This is a genomic window from Specibacter sp. NPDC078692, from assembly GCF_040686835.1.
Taxonomy (GTDB): Bacteria; Actinomycetota; Actinomycetes; order Actinomycetales; family Micrococcaceae; genus Specibacter.
The window spans coordinates 1-1,672 of record NZ_JBFBLV010000067.1 but is presented as its reverse complement, the minus strand read 5'-3'; the positions used below and the strand labels follow the sequence as shown (position 1 = coordinate 1,672).

The following is a 1,672-nucleotide window of genomic DNA, read 5'->3' as shown; positions in this document are numbered from 1 at the left end:
AGCCTTGATCCACCGATAAAGTTCGGGGGCTGCTCGGCGTTTTAAACACGAAATGCCCGTCTTCTAGGGGAAAATATGGCTTACCACAGTCAAATTTTCATACCTAAAAGAGGACACCTCGCAGATGCTAGTTTCCCATACCCGCACGGCCGTGTCAGTTTCCTTTGACGAGGAGAACCTTGTGTCGCCCACCGGGCTGGTGCCGGTGATGCGTTTGGCCGACGACGCGGGCTTGCACTCGTTGGCTGACGAGTGGTTGTCCGTGCCCACGGACAAAGGAGCGAATGCGGGTTTGAAGGTTGCTGCACTGGTGGCGGGCATGGTTGCTGGGGCCGATTCCATTGATGACATGGCTGTGTTGCGCCACGGTGGGATGAAGAAAGCTTTCAAGGGTTGTTATGCCCCGTCAACGCTGGGCTCGTTCCTGCGTTCCTTCACCTTCGGGCATGTGAAGCAGCTCGATGCTGTTGCGTCCCGGTTCCTGGTCAACCTGGCCCGGAAGGCGCCCTTGTTTGGAACCAGTACCGGGGAAGACTTCGTGTTCGTGGATGTTGATGACACGATCATCGAAGTTCACGGCTATGCCAAGCAGGGCTCCGGTTATGGCTACTCCAAAGTCCGCGGCCTGAACGCCGTCCTTGCCACCGCCTCCCGGGAAGACACGGCCCCTGTCATCATTGCCCAGCGCCTGCGCAAAGGAGCCGCGAACTCCGCCCGTGGCGCGAACAAGTTCGTCACCGAGGCTCTGGGCACGCTCAAACGCACTGGCGTCACCGGCCCGGTGGTGTGTCGTTTTGATTCGGCCTACTACGGGTATCCCACCGTCAGCGCGGCCCTGGCTGGTGGGGCCGATGTCACGGTCACGGTACCGATGAACCAGGCCGTCAAACGCACCATCACCCAGATTCCGGAGGATGCGTGGACGCCAATCAAATACACCAACGCCATCTACGACGAAGAGGTCCAAGCTTGGGTGTCAGTAGCTGAAGTAGCGGAGATCCCATTCACCGCTTTCTCTTCCAAGAAGAAAACCGAGCAGGTCCCCGGGCGTCTGGTCGTGCGCCGCATCCCCGAGCTGAATCCCAAAGCGACCCCGGGGCAGCCGACGCTCTTTGACACGTACCGCTTCCATGCCTTCTTCACCACCATTGATGCGGCAACATTGGACGCTGTTGCTGCTGACAAGGTTCACCGCAAGCACGCCCGGATCGAGCAGGTCAACGCGGATCTGAAGGACTCCGCCCTGGCCCACCTGCCCTCGGGCCAGTTCGCCGCGAACTCGGCGTGGTTGGTTGCCGCCGTCATGGCCTACAACCTCACACGCACCGCAGGTGTCCTCGCCGCCGGTCAGTTCACCAAGGCCCGCACGGGCACGATCCGCCGCAAAATCATCAATGTCCCGTCCCGGATCGCCTCCAGCGCCCGCCGCCAACAGTTCCACCTGCCCCAAGACTGGCCCTGGCAAAGCGAGTGGGAGAACCTCTTCGCCGCCACCCACACACCGCAACAAGCCGCATAAGAACCCGTCCACCCAGCCGAATCCGGTGCAACCGAAGGAACCAAGCGTGGAACATCCCCGGCAGCGAGGCCGGCCCCACCGCTGCCCAAAAACGCCACATCACCAAAAAACGGGATTCAGCCAGCCCCCAAAACGGATCGGTGGATCAAGGCT

Annotated in this window: 1 protein-coding gene; it reads left to right on the top strand. The window is 60.8% G+C overall.

The window, feature by feature from the left end:
* Window positions 1-124: 124 nt before the first annotated feature.
* Window positions 125-1,519 carry an IS1380 family transposase gene (locus AB0O97_RS20205; RefSeq protein WP_363885054.1) on the top strand — a complete coding sequence of 465 codons (1,395 nt, stop codon included), beginning with the start codon at window positions 125-127 and terminating at the stop codon, window positions 1,517-1,519.
* Window positions 1,520-1,672: the final 153 nt, after the last annotated feature.